At 46.4% G+C, this 19,327-nt stretch carries 18 protein-coding genes and 1 other annotated feature; of the genes, 15 read left to right on the top strand and 3 right to left on the bottom strand.

The features are described 5' to 3' along the window. Positions 1 to 1,680: a formate--tetrahydrofolate ligase gene (locus P397_RS0114055; RefSeq protein WP_028106920.1), complete on the bottom strand. Its 1,680-nt coding sequence runs from the start codon at positions 1,678 to 1,680 to the stop codon at positions 1 to 3. A gap of 166 nt (positions 1,681 to 1,846) precedes the next feature. On the opposite strand from P397_RS0114055, the gene P397_RS0114050 reads away from it, so the two are divergent. The 5 genes from P397_RS0114050 to P397_RS0114030 all read left to right on the top strand — a co-directional run bounded on the left by P397_RS0114050 (position 1,847) and on the right by P397_RS0114030 (position 6,070). Beyond that, entirely contained in the window at positions 1,847 to 2,737 is an 891-nt protein-coding gene (locus P397_RS0114050) for a carbohydrate ABC transporter permease (RefSeq protein ID WP_026833847.1), read from the top strand. Next, positions 2,734 to 3,621, top strand: coding sequence for a carbohydrate ABC transporter permease (locus P397_RS0114045; RefSeq protein WP_035387674.1), 888 nt, complete (start codon positions 2,734 to 2,736; stop codon positions 3,619 to 3,621). Before P397_RS0114050 ends, P397_RS0114045 begins: the two co-directional genes overlap by 4 nt. A 142-nt stretch (positions 3,622 to 3,763) precedes the next feature. Then, positions 3,764 to 4,023: a binding site (T-box leader), on the top strand. A gap of 67 nt (positions 4,024 to 4,090) precedes the next feature. Beyond that, positions 4,091 to 5,065, top strand: a complete 975-nt coding sequence (asnA, locus tag P397_RS0114040; RefSeq protein ID WP_035414244.1) for an aspartate--ammonia ligase — start codon at positions 4,091 to 4,093, stop codon at positions 5,063 to 5,065. 172 nt (positions 5,066 to 5,237) lie between these two features. Then, entirely contained in the window at positions 5,238 to 5,459 is a 222-nt protein-coding gene (locus P397_RS0114035; RefSeq protein WP_014969583.1) for a hypothetical protein, read from the top strand. A gap of 17 nt (positions 5,460 to 5,476) precedes the next feature. Beyond that, positions 5,477 to 6,070 carry a DedA family protein gene (locus tag P397_RS0114030; protein ID WP_026833844.1) on the top strand — a complete coding sequence of 198 codons (594 nt, stop codon included), beginning with the start codon at positions 5,477 to 5,479 and terminating at the stop codon, positions 6,068 to 6,070. Positions 6,071 to 6,120: 50 nt separating this feature from the next. On the opposite strand, the gene P397_RS0114025 is transcribed toward P397_RS0114030, so the two are convergent. Beyond that, positions 6,121 to 7,584 (bottom strand): potassium/proton antiporter, encoded by a 1,464-nt coding sequence (locus tag P397_RS0114025; protein WP_028106918.1) that lies wholly within the window; start codon positions 7,582 to 7,584, stop codon positions 6,121 to 6,123. 189 nt (positions 7,585 to 7,773) lie between these two features. Between P397_RS0114025 and P397_RS0114020 the strand changes: the two genes are divergently transcribed. Further along, on the top strand, positions 7,774 to 9,057 hold the full coding sequence (locus P397_RS0114020; protein ID WP_028106917.1) for an ABC transporter substrate-binding protein: 1,284 nt from the start codon (positions 7,774 to 7,776) through the stop codon (positions 9,055 to 9,057). Positions 9,058 to 9,102: 45 nt separating this feature from the next. Here P397_RS0114020 and P397_RS0114015 read toward each other — a convergent pair whose 3' ends face one another. Further along, positions 9,103 to 10,395: an NCS2 family permease gene (locus P397_RS0114015; RefSeq protein WP_028106916.1), complete on the bottom strand. Its 1,293-nt coding sequence runs from the start codon at positions 10,393 to 10,395 to the stop codon at positions 9,103 to 9,105. A 206-nt stretch (positions 10,396 to 10,601) separates the two neighbouring features. On the opposite strand from P397_RS0114015, the gene P397_RS0114010 reads away from it, so the two are divergent. The 9 genes from P397_RS0114010 to P397_RS17865 all read left to right on the top strand — a co-directional run bounded on the left by P397_RS0114010 (position 10,602) and on the right by P397_RS17865 (position 19,324). Next, the gene (locus tag P397_RS0114010; protein ID WP_235184003.1) at positions 10,602 to 12,362 is read left to right on the top strand and encodes a sensor histidine kinase; all 1,761 of its coding nucleotides are present in this window, start codon (positions 10,602 to 10,604) and stop codon (positions 12,360 to 12,362) included. Beyond that, entirely contained in the window at positions 12,362 to 13,066 is a 705-nt protein-coding gene (locus P397_RS0114005) for a response regulator transcription factor (RefSeq protein WP_035414242.1), read from the top strand. The genes P397_RS0114010 and P397_RS0114005 overlap by 1 nt, the downstream gene beginning before the upstream one ends. Before the next feature lie 25 nt (positions 13,067 to 13,091). Further along, positions 13,092 to 13,799, top strand: coding sequence for a purine-nucleoside phosphorylase (gene deoD / locus P397_RS0114000; protein ID WP_028106913.1), 708 nt, complete (start codon positions 13,092 to 13,094; stop codon positions 13,797 to 13,799). A 101-nt stretch (positions 13,800 to 13,900) separates the two neighbouring features. Continuing rightward, positions 13,901 to 15,283: an aldehyde dehydrogenase gene (locus P397_RS0113995; RefSeq protein WP_028106912.1), complete on the top strand. Its 1,383-nt coding sequence runs from the start codon at positions 13,901 to 13,903 to the stop codon at positions 15,281 to 15,283. Positions 15,284 to 15,350: 67 nt separating this feature from the next. Beyond that, on the top strand, positions 15,351 to 16,568 hold the full coding sequence (locus P397_RS0113990; protein ID WP_028106911.1) for a CDP-glycerol glycerophosphotransferase family protein: 1,218 nt from the start codon (positions 15,351 to 15,353) through the stop codon (positions 16,566 to 16,568). Beyond that, the gene (gene tagD, locus P397_RS0113985; RefSeq protein WP_028106910.1) at positions 16,565 to 16,954 is read left to right on the top strand and encodes a glycerol-3-phosphate cytidylyltransferase; all 390 of its coding nucleotides are present in this window, start codon (positions 16,565 to 16,567) and stop codon (positions 16,952 to 16,954) included. The genes P397_RS0113990 and tagD overlap by 4 nt, the downstream gene beginning before the upstream one ends. A gap of 57 nt (positions 16,955 to 17,011) precedes the next feature. Continuing rightward, positions 17,012 to 18,154 (top strand): CDP-glycerol glycerophosphotransferase family protein, encoded by a 1,143-nt coding sequence (locus P397_RS0113980; protein WP_028106909.1) that lies wholly within the window; start codon positions 17,012 to 17,014, stop codon positions 18,152 to 18,154. A gap of 148 nt (positions 18,155 to 18,302) precedes the next feature. Further along, the gene (locus P397_RS0113975) at positions 18,303 to 19,010 is read left to right on the top strand and encodes a Crp/Fnr family transcriptional regulator (protein ID WP_028106908.1); all 708 of its coding nucleotides are present in this window, start codon (positions 18,303 to 18,305) and stop codon (positions 19,008 to 19,010) included. A gap of 200 nt (positions 19,011 to 19,210) precedes the next feature. Beyond that, complete coding sequence (locus tag P397_RS17865; protein ID WP_152539597.1) at positions 19,211 to 19,324, top strand: cytochrome C oxidase subunit II; 114 nt, start codon at positions 19,211 to 19,213, stop codon at positions 19,322 to 19,324. Positions 19,325 to 19,327 lie beyond the last annotated feature (3 nt).

Below are 19,327 nucleotides of genomic sequence, written 5' to 3'. Positions count from 1 at the left end.
TTAAGAAAGCCCGAATATCGTTCCATCTTCAGAAATTCCCATCGTATTAGCCGCCGGTTTTTTCGGTAAACCCGGCATGGTTAATACATTCCCGGTCAAGGCGACGATGAATCCCGCCCCGATCGCCGGTCTGATTTCGCGGACCGTAATCATAAACCCTTCGACTCGTCCGTACTTAGTCGGATCATCCGTCAATGAAAACGGCGTTTTTGCCATACAAATCGGTAAATGGCCAAGTCCTTGATCCGTGCAACGTTCCAGTTCACGCAATGCTTTTTCCTCGAAATGGACTCCGGCTGCACCATAGACACGCATCGCAATCCGCTCGATTTTTTGAGTGAGTGGCAAATCGGTTGGATAAAGAGGCGTGAACTGGCTGTCTTCTTCCAGTGCTTCGAAAACCTGTTCGACCAACGTTTCTCCACCGGCTCCACCTTGACTGAATACTTCACTTTCCGCAACGCGGATTTTTCGTTCGCGACACCAGTCGAGTACGGTCTGACGTTCCGTTTCTGTATCGCTTGAAAAACGATTTAAGGCTACGACCGCCGGAACACCAAACAAATCCATTGTCTCGACGTGTTTTTCGAGCAAAGCGAGTCCTTCGACCAAGGCAGATAGGTTTTCTTCAGCCAACTGGTCTTTTGCGACACCACCATGCATTTTTAACGCACGGACGGTGGCAACGAGAACGACGGCATCAGGATGTAAATTGCCGATCCGTGACTTGATGTTAAAGAATTTTTCAGCGCCAAGATCAGCGCCGAAGCCGGCTTCTGTCACGACATAATCGCTCAGCTTGAGAGCCGTTCGCGTTGCAATCAGCGAATTACAACCATGGGCGATGTTTGCGAACGGTCCGCCGTGAATCAAGGCCGGCGTCCCTTCGACGGTCTGTACCAAATTTGGACGGAATGCCTCTTTTAAGAGCAATGTCGCAGCACCGGAGGCCTGGATATCCTTGACTGTCACCGGCTGTTGCTCGTACGAGTGAGCGACGACAATCCGGCTGATTCGGTCCTCCAGATCAGCAATCGAGTCAGCGAGACAAAGGACCGCCATGATTTCTGATGCAACGGTGATGTCGAAGCCGTCTTGACGCGGAATACCATGAGCCGCTCCACCGAGTCCGATTGTGATGTTGCGTAACGCCCGGTCATTCAGGTCGAGGACACGTTTCCATGTGATGCGACGCGGATCGATCCGCAAATCATTGCCTTGATGAAGATGATTGTCGAGCAGAGCGCTGATTGTGTTGTGGGCCGAGGTAATGGCATGCATGTCACCTGTGAAATGCAGGTTGATTTCTTCCATCGGCAACACTTGGCTGTAGCCGCCGCCGCAAGCGCCGCCCTTTAATCCCATCGTGGGTCCGAGCGACGGTTCCCGCAGACAAATCATCGTTTTGTGCTTGAGCCGGTGCAATGCCTGACCAAGTCCGACCGTCACCGTTGATTTTCCTTCACCGGCAGCCGTTGGATTGATGGCTGTGACGAGAATCAATTTTCCGTCGGCATTCGTTGCCAACCGTTCGGCTAGCCCATCCGTCAACTTCGCCTTGTACTTTCCGTACGAGTCATAATCTGCGTCCGTCAGCCCGATTTGACGGGCGATTTCAGAAATAGGTTGTAAAGTCGTTTGTTGGGCAATCTCTAGATCAGAACGAATGGTTTTCTCCATGGCATAATCTTCCTCTCAAGATGAAATTCTTTATATTTCTTTATAGTAGCTCATTCGAAAGGGTCGCGCCAAATAATCGTTCAATATTTTCCACCCAATGTGTCAAATGGTTGCGTTTTCATTTTGTGGAAAATTCCGTACGCTTAGGACAGAGGAGGGATGAGCAATGGCAGTAAGCAATAAGAAAAAAGTAAAACGCGGACTCGAGTTTTGGATGTTCGTCGGACCCGTCTTTCTGGTTTTCGCGGTAATTGTTCTCGTACCTTTTTTTAACGGTGTCATGTATTCGTTCACGGATTGGAACGGAATTACAGGTGAATTGAATTGGATTGGATTCGACAATTATGTACGCCTCTTTACGGTCGATGACCAGTTCCAGCAGTCATTTTGGTTGACGACGAAATATACAGTTGTTGCCGTGATTCTGACGAATCTAGTCGGCTTCCTGTTAGCGTTTTTACTCACACAAAACATTCGGACTCGTAACTTTTTACGGACAATTTTCTTCATGCCGAACTTGATCGGCGGCTTGATTTTAGGATTCGTTTGGCAGTTCATTTATGTTAAAGGATTTGCATCGATCGGAGAGCTGACAGGTTGGAGTTTATTTGAACTTCCTTGGCTTGGTGACGCCCAGACCGGATTTTGGGGCATTGTCATCGTTTCGATTTGGCAAGGTGGCGGTTATATCATGGTCATCTACATTGCCGCCCTTCAAAATGTCCCGCAGGAACTGATTGAGGCTGCAAAAATCGATGGCGCGAACCGCCTATCGACGTTACGTAACATCACGATTCCGCTGATCATGCCATCGGTGACGATCTGTCTGTTCCTGACGATTTCATGGTCGTTCAAATTATTTGATACGAACTTATCGCTGACGAACGGTGGACCGTTTAAATCAACCGAGATGCTCGCACTGAATATCTATAAAGAATCGTTTACGAACAACAACCTTGGTCTTGGTTCGGCCAAAGCGATCATCTTCTTTGTGGTCGTTGCAGCGATTACCGTAACTCAGGTCTACTTGACGAAAAAACGGGAGGTGGAAGCATGAGTACCGCGCAACCTTTACCGAAACCAGAACTGAAGCCGGAACAACCGGCACCGAAAAAACGGGGCCGTTACTCGGTGCGACTCGGAACTGTCGAAATCGCCGCCTTGCTGATGGGCTTACTGTATATGATTCCGTTTTATTATGTCATTTCGAACTCGTTTAAGACGCAGGGTGATATTTTTACGAATACGTCAGGACTTCCGAAAGAATGGATCACCTCGAACTATACCGATGCCTGGGAAGCGATGAATTTTGGAAAAGTGTTCTTGAACTCTGTCATCATTACTGTCGGGGCGAATGCCGTCATCGTCATTTTTTGTTCGATGGCTGCCTGGAAGCTGGTTCGGACGAAAACCCGGTTATCGACAATCATCTTTTTCCTGTTTGTCGCCGCGATGATCATTCCGTTCCAGTCGATCATGATTCCGTTATCGAAGCTGTCTGGTGACTTGGGATTACAAAACAGTTATTGGGGCTTGATCCTCATGTATCTTGGGTTTGGATCCGGGTTGTCGATTTTCTTGTACCACGGTTTCATGAAATCGATTCCGGAAGAGATCGAAGAGGCGGCAATCATTGACGGCTGTTCCCAGTGGGGCGTGTTTTGGCGCATCGTGTTCCCGTTGCTCAAACCGATCACGGTGACAATCGTCATCTTAAACACACTATGGATTTGGAATGATTTCCTCTTGCCGTCGCTGATGTTGCGTGACGTCGAACTGCGGACGATTCCGCTCGCCACGTTCTACTTCTTCGGGCAATATACAAAACAATGGGATTTGGCCTTGGCGGGACTGATCCTCGGTATCATTCCGCTGTTATTATTCTTCTTCGCGATGCAAAAGCAAATTATTCAGGGAATTACGAGTGGTTCAATCAAATAAATTGTAAGCGCGTTCTCGCTTCTGCGGGAACGTTTTTCTTCGAATTAGCTAATCTGATTAGTCAGATTATTTTATTTTTTTTTGAAAAAAGGGCTTTTCAAACACTTGTTGCATGGTGTACGATGTTCTCAATTCAATTGTAACAACGACGTTGAAGGGAAGAGTAACATCTTGTAAAACCGGATTAGCGAGCTGGGGACGGTGAGAGCCCAGTCGGAAACAAGTTGCGAAGAACATCCCGGAGTCGCTACCCGAACACACGAGTCAGTAGGCGTAGCCGGAGTTGCCTGTCCGTTATCATATGGCCGAAGATTGAGATGATAATTGATCATCAGTCTTTTGAGTGAGCAGCTGAGCTGTTAACATGGGTGGTACCGCGGAACCGAGTCTTTCGTCCCATATTCTTGGGAGAGAAGGGCTCTTTTTTATGGCTTCTTTTTCAAACACACAATTGAGGAGGAAGAATACCATGACAACACTCGTATCGATGAAACAGACACAGGAAGCAATCACACTCGTAAAAAAACGCTTTGAGGAGCAATTCTCAACACAACTCGGATTAACACGCGTCGAAGCGCCTTTATTCGTCGAAAGCACACTCGGAGTCAACGATCACCTCAACGGAATCGAACGTATCATTCGTTTTGATGCGCTTGATCATCAGGCTGAACTCGAAATCGTTCAATCTCTCGCGAAGTGGAAACGTCAAGCACTCCATACGTACGGATTCGCAAAAGGCGAAGGATTATACACGCTGATGCATGCGATTCGTCGCGATGAAGTCTTGGACGCGACCCACTCGATTCATGTCGACCAATGGGATTGGGAGCGGATCATCTCGAAGGAAGAACGGACGATCGATTACTTGCAGACGACAGTACGTGCCATCTATCAAGCGATTCATCAAGTAGAGCGTGAAGTCGAAGAACAGTTCGGAATCGAGGCCATCTTGCCGGAGACGATCCACTTCATGACGACACAAGAGCTCGAAGATGCATACCCGACCCTTTCTACAAAAGAGCGGGAGACGGAAGTGACGAAAGAACATGGAGCGGTCTTCTTGATGCAAATCGGCGGTGCGCTGGCATCTGGAGAAAAACATGATGGCCGAGCAGCTGACTACGATGACTGGACACTCAACGGTGATATTTTAGTCCACCACCCGGAAATCGGAGCATTTGAACTTTCATCAATGGGTATTCGTGTCGACCGTGAAACGTTACTGGCACAAATCGAGACGACTGGAGAACATGCGAAACTTGATTTCCCGTTCCATCAAGGCGTGTTGGAAGAAAAGCTCCCGTTAACGATTGGTGGAGGCATCGGACAATCACGTATGGCGATGTTCTTGTTGAAGAAACGTCATATCGGTGAAGTTCAAGCGTCGGTCTGGTCAGAAGAGACACGGACTGCTTATCGTGAGCAAGGCGTACACCTGTTGTAAAAACGAGTGATTCACACATAAATCATAGAAACAAGCGATGTTCGCGCCGATCATGGTGACGAACATCGCTTTTTTTCATGATGAAAGTAGGTTCATGAGACCTCAGACGGAGGGAAGACGTGTAAAAGTAAGGTATAATGGGGATAACAACTAATAAGAAAGAGGTGAAGACATGTCAGCGATACTCATTACGGGATTAGTGTTTGCCTTACTTTTTGTAGTTTTTCTTTGGTTCAACATCAAAGGACTTCGAACGATGTGGCGTGATTACAAACGAACAGGATCGATGATGGCGCTTGGATTCTTTATCGTCGGAATCATCGGAATCTTCACAGGTGTCTGGACGACCCTTGTCGTCATTATTTATTATCTTCTTCGTCCTGCACGAGGCTGATTTAGAGGAGTGGTTGGATGTTAGAATGGTTATTCTCAGCCGGAGAGTCGAATCTCTGGCTGTTTTTAGGAATCATGATTATCGGGCTCGGAACCGAGTTGATCCCGGCGGAAGTGGGATTACCGTTACTTGGCCTCTATGTCTCAAACGGGACACTAGGATGGACAGCAGCCGTCCTGATTGGATTTGTCGGCAGTTTGATGGGCGCCACATTGTTTTATTTTCTTGGTCGCTACGCCGGACGTCCAATCTTAATCCGTTACGGAAAATGGTTGATGATTAAAGAACGGGAAATTGTTCAGGGGGAACGGATTGTCTCGAAGTATGGTTCCTGGTCAGCGTTATTTGGCCGCTTTTTCCCTGTTGTGCGTTCCGTCGTCTCCATTCCGTGCGGCTTGTTCAACCTGTCTTTTAAACGGTACTTACTTGCATCGAGTCTAGGGTTGTTTCCCGTGTCGTTTTTCTATGTCTGGTTGGGCGAAAAGTTTGGCGTCGAACGGGCGGAATCGATGCTCAAGGGATTAGAGCAAGAGTTATGGTGGATCCTTGGAATCATCGTCATCGGGATTGTGGGATACATTTTGTATCGTCGATTAAAAGCAAAACGGTGAGTGTGGATCAGAAAAAAAAGGACGAATCGTCGACCGATTCGTCCTTTTTGTCATGGGGTTTTCGGGAATAAAAAGCGTTTCAGCGTTTTGATCCGGTGTTTCGGTGTTAATAGAAGCAATTGATCGCGTCCTTCAAAAACCGTATCTCCCCGCGGCGTGATGATTTGATCATTACGAATGATGGCGGTGATCAGAAATTCCTGCGGCAGATCAATGTCTGAGATGGCTTGTCCGACAAACGGATGCGAGTTCGGAATCGTCAGTTCAATGATTTCAGCATTCGGTTTACCAATCGACATGAACTCAATGACGGTTTGAATGGTCGAAGAACCGGTCTCATTTAACTGAAGACGATCTGCCAAGAAGGTAAGCATACTCCCTTGGATCAATGTTGACAGAAGAACGGTGAAGAAGACGATGTTGAAAATCATACCGGCGTTCTCGATTCCGGCAACCAGTGGATACGTCGCCAGGATGATCGGAACCGCCCCTTTTAAACCGGCAAAGGAGATAAACACTTTTTCCTGCCACGAGTATTTAAAAGGTAGCAGGCTGAGCCAGACTGAGACCGGACGTGCAATGAAAATCAGAATCAGGGCCAACGCGATGGATGACAGGATGACCTGAGGATCAAGCAACTGTTTCGGGAAGACGAGTAACCCGAGCACGATGAACATGCCGATTTGGGCAAGATGCGCCATACTCATCGTGAAGCGGACAAGTGTCTGGCGATAAACCAGTTCATGATTGCTGATGTAGATGGCTGTCACATAGACCGCCAAGAAACCACTGGCATGAATCGTATCGGCAAGACCAAAGGAAAGAAAGGCAAAGGACATCAAGAGAATCGGATAAAAGCTGGATGAACTTAAATCAATCCGGTTCAGCAACGTCGATGCGACCCAGCCGATCAATAATCCGAGCAGTAGACCAATCACCATTTCCCAAATAAGTGAAGATAAGCCGGAAAGAAGCGAAGCTTCCTTCGGATTCGTCACGAACTCGAGGAACAGGACTGTGAGAAAAACAGCCATCGGGTCATTGGTACCGGATTCGACTTCGAGTGTCGAACCGACTTTCCGCCGAACGGATTGTCCGCTGAGCACGGAAAAAATAGCGGCGGCATCGGTGGAGCCGACGATGGCCCCTAGTAAAAAGGCATTTGCCCAACTGAAGCCAAGAATATAGTGAGAGGCGACAGCTACGATCGTCGTAGCGATGAAGACACCGAATGTCGCCAGGGAGAGAGACGGAGCGAGTTCGGTTTTTACCTCTTTCCAGACCGTCTGCAGTCCCCCCTCAAATAAAATGATGATTAAAGCGACAGTACCAAGCAATTGTGCCAACTCGGCATCGTCAAAACGGATGAATCCGGTAATGTCACTGCCGGCGATCATGCCGAGTGCGATGAAAATCAACAGGGCCGGGATGTTGAGGCGACTCGAGAGCTTAGTCGTCCAGACGGCAGTAAACAGCAGTAAACCAATCAATAAAATCGTGAATTGTAAGGACATTGCATCAAACTCCTTCATTAAATAACATTCTTTCCTTTATCATACACTAATCCCGAGTTTTTCTGTCGGATAACGATTGTTCAATATTTTCCACCTCACCGGACAAAATTATCTATTTTTATTGCAAGCGTTTTCATTTAATGTAAAAGCGTAGCACGATTATCAACTCGAAATCAGGGAGGTATCCGAATGCGTAAAAGTAAATGGGCAGCACTACCAGTTGTGACGACGGCGATGGTCGTAGCACTTGCAGCGTGTGGCGGTGGAACACTCAATAGTGATGACTCAAAGGACAGTGGCTCTTCCAAAGATGGCAAGACCCTCAACGTATTCCAATTTAAAGCTGAAATCGCAAAAGACATGGAAAAGATGGCGAAGGATTACGAAAAAGAAACCGGCGTAAAAGTCGTAGTTCAAACGGTCGGCGGCGGATCAGACTATGGAGCAGCGTTAAAATCGCAGTTCGCTTCAGGTAACGAACCGGACGTCTTCAACAACGGTGGATTCACGGAAGCTAAAACCTGGCAAGATAAATTAGAAGATTTATCCGACGAAAAATGGGTCAGTGATTTGACGGATTTATCAAAAGAGCCGATGACGATTGACGGGAAGCTGTACGGTATGCCGATGAACCTGGAAGGATACGGTTTCATTTACAATAAAGAAATCTTCAAAAAAGCCGGAATTACAGAGTTACCGAAAACATTGACGGAACTCACGGAAGCATCGGAAAAACTTAAAGCAGACGGTGTCACACCGTTCTCAATCGGATATGGAGAGTGGTGGATCCTTGGAAACCATTTGCTGAACATTCCGGTGGCGCAACAAGATGATCCGGATCAATTCATTGCCGATCTGAATGCTGGAAAAGGAAAATTCGAAGACAACAAACAGTTCAAGGAATTCATGAACTTGTTTGACTTGACGATTAAATACGGCAATAAAAATCCACTGACAACGGATTACAATACACAGGTTTCGCAATTTGCTGAAGGAAAAACAGCGATGATTCAACAAGGGAACTGGGCACAACAACTGATTACGGATGTTAATCCGGATATCGAGATGGGCTTCATTCCGATGCCGATCAATGATGACAAAGAAAAAATGGACCGTCTTCCTGTTGGTGTTCCAAACAACTGGGTCGTCAATAAAAACTCGAAAAATAAAGAAGAAGGTAAAAAATTCTTGGAGTGGATGGCGACATCTGAAACAGGAAAAGATTATATGGTCAACAAATTCAAGTTCATTCCTGCCTTCAAATCGATTGAAGCCGCTGATCTTGGACCGTTGGCAGATGATATCATCAAGTATTCAAAAGAAGATAAAACAATTTCATGGAACTGGTTCAAATATCCGGACGGTGCTGTAAACGAAATGGGTGCAATCATGCAGGCATATGTCGGTAAGCAGAAGACGTCGGAAGAAATGTTGCAAGACTTTACGAAGACGTGGGAGAAAATGAAGAAGTAAAACAAAAACGTGCTGTTCCCGACTCCGGGAGCAACACGTTTTTTCTTAGTGCAAGAAGAACAATTGAATGAAAAATAGAACGGCGAACAAATAAATCAAAGCATGGACACGCTGTTTTTGAACAGCCTTCATGATGGGATAGATGATAAATCCAAAGGCAATTCCCGTTGCGATGCTTCCGGACAGCGGCATGATGACGATGATCATGAACGCTGTAAAGGCTTCGCCGAAATCATCCCAATCGATTTGTTTGATGTTTTGAAGCATCAATGCGCCTACAAGCAGCAATGCAGGTGCCGTGATGGCAGGAACAGCTGAAATCGACTGAACGATTGGACCGAAGACCGCAGCAAGAGAGAATAAGAGACCCACCGTAACGGATGTTAATCCAGTCCGTCCACCGGCTGCGACGCCGGAAGCTGATTCAACATAAGCCGTAGTAGGACTTGTCCCGAACATTGATCCGACGACCATGGCAGTCGAGTCGGATAACAGGGCACGCTCACTGTTTTTTAAAGAGCCGTCTTTTTCGATCAAGCCGGCTTGTTCGCCGACGGCAACCATTGTTCCGGTTGTATCAAACATCGTGACGAGAACAAAGGAAAGGACACCGCCGAACAATCCATATTGAATGACGTCTTGCACAGCAGAGAAAGGATTGGCGACAAGAATACCTTCCGGCAACGTCGGTAAGGCAATCAGCGTCTTCGAGAACGTCAATTCGCCGCTCAAAAACGCAAGCAGTCCAGCCAATAACATGGCGTACAGCAAACCACCCGGAACTCGTTTGAGTGTTAAGACAGCAGCTACAAGCAGACCAATCAAGGTAATCATGGCTTCCGGCGAAGTCAGGGAACCGATCGTCATCAACGTTGCCGGATCTGCGACAAGAATACCAGACATCTTTAAGCCGAGCGAGGCGATGAATAAACCAATTCCGCCGGTGATTGCTAACTTCAAGGTTGCTGGAATGACCTCGATGAGTTTAGTCCGCAACGGGGACAAGGACAGCAACAGAAAGATGATTCCGGCAACAAACACGACAGACAATGCAGTTTGATACGGAATCTTTTCTCCGATGACCAGTGTATACGTGAAATAGGCATTCAACCCCATGCCCGGGGCGACGGCGATCGGCAGATTCGCATAAAATCCCATCAGTAATGTCCCGACGAGTGTCGCGATGATGGTCGCCGAGAACGCTTGATCTTGCGGAATGCCTGCTTCCGACAGGATCGTCGGATTGACGAAAAGAATATAAGCCATGGTGATGAACGTAATGAAACCAGCTTGGATTTCGCGTTTGGCTGTTGTATTGTGTTCGGAAAGTTTGAACATGAGTCAGAAACCACCTTAATCTCAAAAAGTTTGTTAAAAACGAACATTAACGATGTTATAGCAATATTCATTCGGAATCAAGTGTTGTTTTTCAGAAAAGGTAATTTAAGAAGAATGAGAACAGGGATAAACAAATAAAAGACATACATGTAAGCGGATACAGCTGTGCTATACTACTTATTAGAAGAAAAAGGATGGGAGGGACGATGGTGAAAAGCATCCGGACACGTTTGATTCGACTAGTCGTTTTAGCGATTCTGATCCCCACAACGCTTGCTACGTCAGCTTCTTACCTTTACGTCCGCCATCAAAACGTTGCCCAGGCTGAACGTTCGAGTCTGAACACCTTAAAAAGAGGGAGCAACCAAATCAGTCATTATATGGAAGATGTTCGTCGGTTACCGACAAGTTTGTACGCCAACCGGTCTTTGATCAACATCATGAATGTCGGCGCCGATGCGGAATTGAGCGAATCGGAAGGTGTGATTTCACGGGCGTTGCTCGGATTGTTTTTATCCAAACAAGACATTGAACAACTTCATTTCGTGATTTTAAAAGGGAATTCGGAATACTCGGTCTACAACATGAAGACATCCAGTCGCGGAAAATTTGATTGGTTACAGGAAACCGATTATTTTCGGTTGATGAAACAACGAAACGGGTGGCTGATTGATCCTGCTCACCGTATTGCGGCCTATAATACGCATACGATGATTCTGGACGAGCAGGAAATCGTCAGTTTTCGTTATCGGATTGACCGGGTGGAGACGGATGAACCGCTTGGCTTTTTGTCGGTCGATATTCCGACCAGTGTATTTGAGCGGCAACTGCAGTTGTTTGAAAGTTTTCCGGGAGAATCACTTTGGCTGATGAGCGGTGACCAGTTGATTGCGAAAACGGGGAACACGCTCCCGGTCACGAGTGAACGGTTTACAGGCGACAGTGGAAGTATGCGGGTCGGAGATTCCTTTGTCGTCTATGCCAAGACGAAAACACAAGGTGTCCCGATCACGTTAGTGAAGACGACACCGTATGCTACAGTTATTAAAGGTGCAAATGAAACAGCGCTCATCCTGATGTTGATCGGTGGGGTATCGTTGATTCTAATGATCATTGCGGCCAGTCTCGTGGCTCTTGAGATTACGAAACCGATCAAACAACTGACAGCGAACGTCTGGCGTGTTGAACAAGGGGATCTGTCCGCCCGATTCGTTGCGACGACGAATGATGAGATTGGATTGCTGAACCGGCAATTCCAGCGGATGATTCAACGGATCGATCGATTGATTAAGCGGGAGTACCGTCTTGCGCTTGAGAATCGGACAAACGAGTTGCGTGCCCTGCAATCCCAGCTCAACCCGCATTTTTTATTTAATGCGTTGCAATCGATTGGGACGACGACATTACAAGGTGATCGAAAAATCGCCTACCGTTCCATCACGGGACTGTCCCAGATGATGCGCTATTCGATGAACAACGAGCAAACGATCGTGACTTTAAAACAAGAAGTCGACCATCTGCAGTCGTATATGCGTCTGCAACAACAACGGTTTCCGGATCGTTTTCGGTATATCGTCGATGTTCCGTGGCATATGAATCCAATCGAGGTTCCGAAAATGATTTTACAACCCTTTGCCGAAAACTATTTCAAGCACGCTTTTAATCAACAAACCGATGCGACGGAAAACTATTTGGCTTATAAAGTCAGAAGTGACGGGGATCAGCTGATCATTCAAGTCGAAAACAGCGGTCCCCTGATGGAACCGAACGTTCTTGAAACGATTGATCAAACGATGCGGATGCACAGGAGACCCGAGGACCAACAGACGTCCGGCATCGGGCTGCACAATATTTATGAACGTTTACTCATCTTTTACGGGGATCAAGCGAGTATGGTGCTCCAATCTCCGCCAGAAGGTGGATTTAGAATCGTCATTCGAATTCCGGTTGAACAGGAGGAACTATGATGAATGTATTGATTGTAGACGATGAAAAACATGTGCGGGATGCAGTGAAGTTGCTCGGCGAATGGGATACGTGGCAGGTTGACAACATCTTTGAAGCGGATGACGGGACGATGGCCAAACGTTTCTTGGACCAGGAAAAAATCGATTTGATGTTGACCGATGTTGAAATGCCCGGTCTGGACGGATTAAGTTTACTGGAATGGACAAAAAATCATCATCCAAAGGTCGTCACGATCGTACTGACAGGGTATGATGATTATACGTATATGCGTCGTGCGATTTTACATCAATCTTTTGATTACTTACTGAAGCCGATCGACCCGGATATCTTGAACGATGCACTTGCACGGGCGATGGAATTGATTTGTCCCGTTCAAGAACAGGGTGAGGCGATTGATCAGATTGCAAAGTACATTGCGACACATTATGCGGAAGAACTAACGCTTCAACTCATGAGTGAACGCTTTTATCTCAGTCGGGAATACATTTCGAGACGATTCAAACAACGTTTCTCTGTCAATTTGTCCGACTACATCCAAACGATTCGTTTAAACCGTGCAAAGGAATTGTTAAGCGACACGGATGCCCGGATTTATGAGATTGCGCTCGAAGTCGGTTATCACGATGATAAATATTTTCGAAAAGTATTTAAGAAGCAGTTTGGGATGACCCCAAACGAATTCAGAGAGTTGTTGTCTGTTTAGTCGATATTTCAAGGAGGAATCGTACATGAGCGTACACATTAACGCAACAGAAGGTCAGATTGCAGAAACAGTTTTACTTCCGGGAGATCCCCTACGTGCCAAATATATTGCGGAGACGTTTTTAGAGGACGTCGTTCTGTATAACGAAGTCCGTGGAATGTACGGTTTTACGGGAACATACAAAGGTAAAAAAGTATCGGTTCAAGGAACAGGGATGGGTGTACCGTCCATGTCGATTTATGCCAATGAATTGATCCAATCGTACGGCGCGAAAAACCTCATTCGTGTCGGAACAGCCGGTGGTATCACACCGGACGTCAAAGTTCGTGACGTCGTCATCGCGATGAGTGCTTCACACGACATGGCACAAAACCGTGTCCGTTTTAACGGACTCGACTATGCGCCGACAGCATCGTTTGATTTACTGCATAAGGCTTATACGACAGCAAAAGAACACGGCATCGACGCGAAAGTCGGTCAGATCTTCACGACGGATCAATTTTACCAAGATGATTTCCATCACTTCAAAAAATGGGCGGACTTCGGTTGCCTCGCGATCGAGATGGAAGCAGCAGGTCTTTATACGCTTGCGGCAAAACATAAAGTCAATGCGTTGACGATCTTGACGATTTCGGATCACCTGTTGACAGGAGAAGAAACAACATCGGAAGAGCGTCAAACGACATTCAACGATATGATGAAAGTAGCACTCGAAACAGCGATTCAACTGTAAACGGAAAGCGGAGGTAGAACTCTCCGCTTTTTTTATTTGCTCGAACAGCTATGGTAGAATGGAAAAGAAGAAATGAGTGAGAAAATAAGGGGGAACAGTTGATGGAATTGACGGCAACGGCATCAGATTTAGCAAGCCATATTGGAACACAACGAACGTTTTTCAAGACAGGCGCAACGCGGAGTATCGCCTTCAGATTAAGTATGTTGACCTTCTTGAAGCAAGCGATTGAAACACATGAAGAAGCCATCTATGAAGCGCTGAAAATCGATTTGAATAAAGGACGCCAAGATGCATTCACGACGGAAATCGGATTCGTTTACGGTGAAATCAATCGGATGGAGAAACAGTTGCGTCGTCTTGCGAAGCCGCGTCGTGTCGGAACACCATTGTTGCACTTCGGATCAAAAAGTGAAATCCGGTTTGAGCCTTACGGGAATGTCCTCGTCATCGCACCGTGGAACTATCCGTTCCAACTCGCGCTTGCCCCGGTCGTTGGAGCAATCGCGGCCGGAAATACGATCGTTCTAAAACCGTCCGAGTTGACGCCAAACGTCTCGCGGGTATTACGGGAAGTGTTTGAAACGGCATTCCATCAACGTTTTGGTTTGGTCATCGAAGGTGATGCCGACGTCAGCGCGGCCGTGTTGGAAGAAAAGTTTGATTATATCTTCTTTACCGGTTCGACACGCGTCGGGAAAATCGTGCACCAAGCGGCTGCCAAACACCTCACACCGGTTACCCTTGAACTGGGTGGAAAGTCACCGACAATCGTCCATAAAGACGCGGATTTACGCCTTGCGGCAAAACGAATTGCTTGGGGAAAATGGTTGAACGCCGGGCAAACGTGTATCGCACCGGACTACGTATTGGTTCATCAAGACGTTCAGGAAACTTTTTTACGTCTCATTGAAGAAGAAGCCTTCTCCCAATTCGGAAACGGCGTCGGTGTCGGGTCGTATGTCAAGATCGTCTCGGATAGTCACCTCGAACGGTTGACGGGTTACTTGGAGCAAGGGGATATTCAATTTGGTGGACAAGTCGACCCGGAAACAAGAAAGATGGCTCCGACGGTCATGACAAATGTTTCTGCCGATTCAAAACTGATGCAGGAAGAAATTTTTGGTCCAATCTTACCGGTTCTTGTCTATGAAGAAATCGAAGACGTCATCACATTCGTCACCGAACGTGACAAGCCGCTTGCGCTTTACTTATTCACTGAAAATGAATTCGTCAAAGAGCGTGTCTTGAGCCGGGTCTCCTTCGGAGGAGGTTGTGTGAACGATACGTTGATGCATGTCGCTCAGCACAATTTACCGTTTGGTGGAGTCGGAGCAAGCGGGATCGGCGGTTATCATGGCAAGTACAGTTTTGAAACGTTCAGTCACCGCAAAGGGCTTGTCCATAATACGACGAAGTTCGACTTACCTTTCCGCTACATGCGTTCAAATACTGATTCCAAATGGATGCGCTTTTTGTTATGATGATTGAGGTTTGTTAAATAAGAAGTTCTAAAAAAAGTAAATTTTGTTGAAATAAGGAGTATGCGTTTTGAAACGTCAACTACGTCAGTGGATTAGAAAAATCAAACTAATTGAAGCGGTGTTGCATCTCGTGATGCGGTTGTTTGCCTGTCTGCCGGTTCGGAAAAATCGAATACTGTTCGAAAGTTTTTTGGGGAAACAGTACAGTGATAACCCACGTGCGATTTATGAAGCCTTCCAACAGGAACATCCGGAATTCGAATTGCTGTTCAGTAAAGACCGCCGGAGTACGTTTGATGATCCCGCGGTTCAAACGGTGGATCGGATGACGATGCGTTGGATTTATCTGCTCGCGACATCACGGGTCTGGGTTTCGAACAGTCGGTTGCCATCTTGGTTATATAAACGAAGCGGGACAATCTATTTACAGACGTGGCACGGCACACCGTTGAAGAGGTTGGCGCTCGACATGGATGATGTTCAGATGGCGAATACGACGACAGAACGATACAAACGTGACTTTGCGCGCGAGGCGGCGAAGTGGGACCTGTTGATTTCGCCGAATGCGTATTCAAGTGACATCTTCAGACGGGCGTTTGATTTTACAGGAGAGTTACTTGAAATCGGTTATCCGCGGAATGATCTGTTTTACCAGACGGATCGGCATCCGGAAATCCTTGAACGTGTCTACTCCCGTTACCAAATCGACCGGAGTAAAAAAATTATTCTGTACGCGCCGACTTGGCGGGATAATGAGTACGCGGCACAAGGCTCCTATTCCTTTACGCTCCCGTTTTCGCTCGAACAGTTTGAACAACGGTTTGGGGCGGAGTACACGCTGTTGATTCGGATGCATTATTTGGTGGCGGATCAGGTTGATACGTCAGCTTATCCGTCTGTCCATAATGCATCGGATTATCCGGATATTTCCGATTTATACATCGCGGCGGATGCGATGATTACCGATTATTCTTCTGTTATGTTTGATTATGCGCACTTGAAACGTCCGATGATCTTTTACACGTATGATCTAGAACATTACCGGGATCGATTGCGCGGATTTTATTTCGATTTCGAGCAAGAAGCACCGGGACCACTTGTATTAGAAGAAGAACGATTATTTGAAGAAATGAACCGGTTGTCCGAATGGAACAGCCGATACGGCGTCCGTTTTGCGACATTCGATAAAAAGTTTTGTCAATGGGATGACGGAACAGCTTCTCGGCAAGCATGCAACCGAATCCTGCAACTCGCCAGCAATCAGCATAAAGGAGAATCATCATGAAAAAAGTCATCACGTACGGAACATTTGATTTATTACACTGGGGACACATCAATATCCTCAAACGGGCAAAAGAGATGGGCGATTATTTAGTCGTGGCGATTTCTACGGATGAGTTTAACCGCTTAAAGCATAAGGAATCGTACCACAGCTTTGAAAACCGTAAATTGATTTTGGAATCGATTCGGTATGTGGACGAAGTCATTGCTGAAAACAATTGGGATCAAAAAATCAGTGATGTACAAGAACACCAAATCGATACGTTTGTCATGGGGGACGACTGGAAGGGTGAATTTGACTTCCTGAAAGAGTATTGTGAAGTCGTGTATCTCAGTCGGACGGAAGGCATTTCGACAAGCCAAATTAAAACTGAATTAGGGAACGGTTAAGAAACAACAAGACCACACGATATGTGCGGTCTTTCTTCTTGGAAGGACGGGATTAACGTGAGAGAGAGTATCGTGCAAATCTATTTGCTACTTTTTCGGATCTTCTATCGTATCTTCTGTTTGTTACCCGTGAAGCCGGTAACGCTCTTTTGGGTCACATACGGTGATAATGTAAAACCGATTAATGATGCACTCCTGACGGGATTTCCGAAAGAAAAACGTTATTTGATTTACGATAGAAAGTTCGTGAAGTATCCAGAAAGCTGGTCGACGGAACGGATTTTGCCGTACCGCAGACTTCGTTTCATTCGATTGGCTTATTTACTGGCGACGTCTAAACATGTCTTCATCGATAATTACATCGGTGAGTTCAGCGTCGCACCGATTCGAAAAGGAACACAACGGGTACAACTTTGGCACGCAGCGGGTACGTTGAAGAAATTCGGATTGACGTCTGCCCGGAGCTTGATCGTATCCAAACCGATTCTTCAACGCTTTAAACGTGTTTATCAGCGGTACGGGGACTTCATCGTCCCGGGAGAGTCGTGTGCCGAGCAGTTCATGGCACCACATGATTTACCGAAAAGCGTATTTAAATCATTTGGTGTCCCGCGGACGGATTATTGGTTTAATGAGCAGCACGAATCCATTAAAGAAGAGCTCCAAAGTGCCTATGCAAGAGAGAATCGTCGCATTTTATTATATGCTCCGACCTACCGGGAGTATAACGGGATGGAAGGGCAGACGGTTCGTCAGCTCGAACAGCTGACTGACCGGGGGTGGACGATTCTCGTGAAGTTACATCCGACGGTCCGAACGATGTTTACACACCAAAAAACACATGTTCATTTCGTCACCGATGAGTTTTCCATCAATGATTATCTATTGATTACAGACGTCCTTGTCACTGATTATTCTTCGATTCCGTTTGAAAGTTGCCTTCTCGGCATCCCGACAATCCTCTATACACCCGATCTCGATACGTATCGGCAAATTCCGGGGATCGTTGATTCGTATCCGGATCCGTTACCTGTCATGTCTACGACACAATTTGACGGTGTGCTGAACTGGATTGATTCCGATACAGCTCTACAGGAAAGCCGGAGGGCGATGGAACAATTCAAGACGCTCTGGTATACGGAACAACCGGGACAGGCGACAAGTCGAATTATCCATCACTACTATCACAAACCGATTTAAGTGTTCTCGCTGAGACCTTCAATCGGTTTTTATTTAAAATGAATTGTGAAAAGGTGAACAATGTTTGACAATCTTTTGAAAAAACGCCTTTCTGACGTGTGATGTTCTATACTAAGGTCAGAAGGAATCAAGGAAAGGAGAATGCGGAATGCTTGCTTGCGGAACGACAGAAGCGAACACGTTTGTCTTATCGACAGAGACCCGGATGATACTGGAGGACTTCATGACAGAAGTGACTTTCAAAAAAGATTCCATCGTTTGTTGGGAAGGGGAGTTAAACGATAAACTGTTTTACGTGAAGCAAGGAGGCGTCAAACTGTCGAAGCTGACGAAAAAAGGCAGTCCTTTGATGATGTTTTTATATTTCAAAGGTGACTTGTTTGGCGAGTTTGATGTCGGAGAAGCATTCCCCAGCTCCTACAGCGTGGAAACGATGGAAGACAGTGTACTCGGTGTGATCGAAAAGAGTAAACTGGAGGAATTAATGAAGCAGGACGGTGTGTTCGCGCTGGAAATCATGCGTTGGCAGGCATTGATGCGCAAGCAGTCCGAAACGAAGTTACGGGACTTGCTGCTGTTCGGAAAACAAGGGGCACTCGCCTCGACCTTACTTCGGTTGATTGCAATGAACGGAAAACAAGTTGGAGAAGACTATGTCCTGTCAAAACGTCCATCCGACAGTGAACTGGGTCAATTGATTGGAGCACCGCGTGAAACCGTCAACCGGATGTTTTCCCAATGGAAAAAAGAGAAGGTCATTTCATCCACGACAACTAAAATTATCGTTCATGATGCCAAATATCTGAGAGATTTATGCCATTGTGAAGGATGCCCGGTCGGTGTTTGCCGGATCTAAAGATGCAACCAATCCCCTTGTCTTTAAGACAAGGGGATTTTTTTGTGCATACAGATCCCGTATGTGAACTTTGTGTGTGTTTTTCAAAGCGAAACAGCGAAATTGTCACAAATGATGTGATCTTTATCACGGTCTCGGACCGTGTGGCTTTTCTAAAATGAAGATACGACATCAAGTTAAAAAAGAAGGGAGACAGCAAAATGAACATAAAACCAGAATCAAACTTACATGGGACACTCGTCGCCGTTTTTATCATCGCCGGAGTCATCATCGGGATGTGGGGATCCATTTTTCTATTATTCAGTTCCAGATAAGGA

The sequence above is a fragment of the Exiguobacterium undae DSM 14481 genome (assembly GCF_000620805.1).
In the GTDB taxonomy this organism is placed as follows: domain Bacteria; phylum Bacillota; class Bacilli; order Exiguobacteriales; family Exiguobacteriaceae; genus Exiguobacterium_A; species Exiguobacterium_A undae.
Note: the sequence above shows the minus strand (reverse complement) of the source record. Positions and strands in the feature narration are given on the sequence as shown.

Bases quoted from the DNA above. Each gene is read 5' to 3' on its own strand.
- P397_RS0114030 (WP_026833844.1), top strand. From the start codon at position 5,477: ATGTTAGAATGGTTATTCTCAGCCGGAGAGTCGAATCTCTGGCTGTTT.
- P397_RS0114015 (WP_028106916.1), bottom strand. From the start codon at position 10,395: ATGTTCAAACTTTCCGAACACAATACAACAGCCAAACGCGAAATCCAA.
- P397_RS0114055 (WP_028106920.1), bottom strand. From the start codon at position 1,680: ATGGAGAAAACCATTCGTTCTGATCTAGAGATTGCCCAACAAACGACT.
- asnA (WP_035414244.1), top strand. From the start codon at position 4,091: ATGACAACACTCGTATCGATGAAACAGACACAGGAAGCAATCACACTC.
- deoD (WP_028106913.1), top strand. From the start codon at position 13,092: ATGAGCGTACACATTAACGCAACAGAAGGTCAGATTGCAGAAACAGTT.
- P397_RS0114050 (WP_026833847.1), top strand. From the start codon at position 1,847: ATGGCAGTAAGCAATAAGAAAAAAGTAAAACGCGGACTCGAGTTTTGG.
- P397_RS0113995 (WP_028106912.1), top strand. From the start codon at position 13,901: ATGGAATTGACGGCAACGGCATCAGATTTAGCAAGCCATATTGGAACA.
- P397_RS0113975 (WP_028106908.1), top strand. From the start codon at position 18,303: ATGCTTGCTTGCGGAACGACAGAAGCGAACACGTTTGTCTTATCGACA.
- P397_RS0114025 (WP_028106918.1), bottom strand. From the start codon at position 7,584: ATGTCCTTACAATTCACGATTTTATTGATTGGTTTACTGCTGTTTACT.
- P397_RS0114045 (WP_035387674.1), top strand. From the start codon at position 2,734: ATGAGTACCGCGCAACCTTTACCGAAACCAGAACTGAAGCCGGAACAA.
- P397_RS0114035 (WP_014969583.1), top strand. From the start codon at position 5,238: ATGTCAGCGATACTCATTACGGGATTAGTGTTTGCCTTACTTTTTGTA.
- tagD (WP_028106910.1), top strand. From the start codon at position 16,565: ATGAAAAAAGTCATCACGTACGGAACATTTGATTTATTACACTGGGGA.
- P397_RS17865 (WP_152539597.1), top strand. From the start codon at position 19,211: ATGAACATAAAACCAGAATCAAACTTACATGGGACACTCGTCGCCGTT.
- P397_RS0114010 (WP_235184003.1), top strand. From the start codon at position 10,602: ATGGTGAAAAGCATCCGGACACGTTTGATTCGACTAGTCGTTTTAGCG.
- P397_RS0114020 (WP_028106917.1), top strand. From the start codon at position 7,774: ATGCGTAAAAGTAAATGGGCAGCACTACCAGTTGTGACGACGGCGATG.
- P397_RS0114005 (WP_035414242.1), top strand. From the start codon at position 12,362: ATGAATGTATTGATTGTAGACGATGAAAAACATGTGCGGGATGCAGTG.